1 protein-coding gene is annotated in these 1,644 nt (G+C 69.4%); it reads right to left on the bottom strand.

What is annotated here, in order from left to right; translation table 11 throughout:
- Window positions 1-1,644 (bottom strand): Rne/Rng family ribonuclease (locus FRW57_RS21355; protein ID WP_152187011.1); only part of this gene is annotated, 1,644 nt, incomplete at both ends.

The raw sequence follows: 1,644 nt of genomic DNA, 5'->3' as shown, positions 1-1,644 counted from the left end.
GCATGGGCCGCCGCGGCGATCTGCGCCGGCGTGGGACCGGAGGGCTCAGGCGCCTGGGCCGTGTCCTGCCGGCCGTTGCCGGTGCCCTTGCCGCCCTTGGCACCACCACGCCCCCGACGGCCGCGTGAGCCGCCCTGGTCGGAGGAGTCGTGGTCGTCCACCGGTTCGGTGTGGACCACGATGCCCCGACCGTTGCAGTGCTCGCACGGCTCCGAGAAGACCTCGATCAGGCCCGCTCCGACCCGCTTGCGGGTCATCTGGACCAGACCGAGCGACGTGACCTCGGCCACCTGGTGCTTGGTGCGGTCGCGACCGAGGCACTCGACCAGGCGGCGCACGACCAGGTCGCGGTTGCTCTCGAGGACCATGTCGATGAAGTCGACGACGATGATGCCGCCGATGTCGCGCAGCCGCAGCTGACGGACGATCTCCTCGGCCGCCTCGATGTTGTTCTTGGTGACCGTCTCCTCGAGGTTGCCCCCCGAGCCGACGAACTTGCCGGTGTTGACGTCCACGACGGTCATGGCCTCGGTGCGGTCGATGACCAGGGAGCCTCCCGACGGCAGCCAGACCTTGCGGTCCATCGCCTTGGCCAGCTGCTCGTCCACCCGGTAGTGGGCGAACAGGTCCTGCTCCCCCGTCCACTTGGTCAGGCGGTCGGCCAGGTCGGGAGCGACACGGCCGACGTAGTCACTCACCTGTTCCCAAGCCGGTTCACCGGACACGACCAGGCTGCTGAAGTCCTCGTTGAAGACGTCACGGATGACCCGCACGGTCAGGTCCGGCTCGCCGTGGATCAGCGACGGCGAGTGGGCCGACTTCGCCTTGCCCTGGATGTCGTCCCAGGCGGCGGTGAGCCGCTCGACGTCGGCCCGCAGCTCGGCCTCGCTCGCTCCCTCCGCCGCGGTGCGGACGATCACTCCGGCGTTGTCCGGCACGATCTCGCGCAGCAGCTTCTTGAGGCGGGCGCGCTCGGTGTCAGGCAGCTTGCGGGAGATACCGGTCATGGAGTTGCCCGGGACGTAGACCAGGTAGCGACCGGGAAGTGACACCTGGGACGTGAGTCGTGCACCCTTGTGCCCGATCGGGTCCTTGGTGACCTGCACCAGAACGCTCTCGCCCGACTTGAGGGCGTGCTCGATGCGCTTGGGCTTGCCGTCCATGCCGGCTGCGTCCCAGTTGACCTCACCGGCATACAGCACCGCGTTGCGGCCACGGCCGATGTCGATGAAGGCGGCCTCCATGCTGGGCAGCACGTTCTGCACCTTGCCGAGGTAGACGTTGCCGGCCATCGAGGCATTGACCTCGCGGGAGATGTAGTGCTCCACGAGGACGTCGTCCTCGAGCACGCCGATCTGGGTGCGGTCGTCACGGTGCCGGACGACCATCACCCGTTCCACGCTCTCCCGCCTGGCCAGGAACTCGGCCTCGGTGATGATCGTGCGTCGGCGCCCAGCCTCGCGACCCTCACGGCGCCGCTGCTTCTTGGCCTCGAGCCGGGTCGAGCCCTTGACCGAGGTGACCTCGTCGCGGTCCTTGCGCGGCTCGCGGACCTTGGTGACGGTGCCGGGCGGGTCGTCCTGGCCCCCGGATCCACCGCTGCGCCGACGCCGACGGCGGCGCCGCGATCCTCCGTCGCCCTCG

Origin of the sequence: Segeticoccus rhizosphaerae (assembly GCF_009192725.1) — a bacterium.
GTDB classification, from domain to species: Bacteria; Actinomycetota; Actinomycetes; order Actinomycetales; family Dermatophilaceae; genus Segeticoccus; species Segeticoccus rhizosphaerae.
This window is presented reverse-complemented; position numbering and strand designations above follow the sequence as displayed.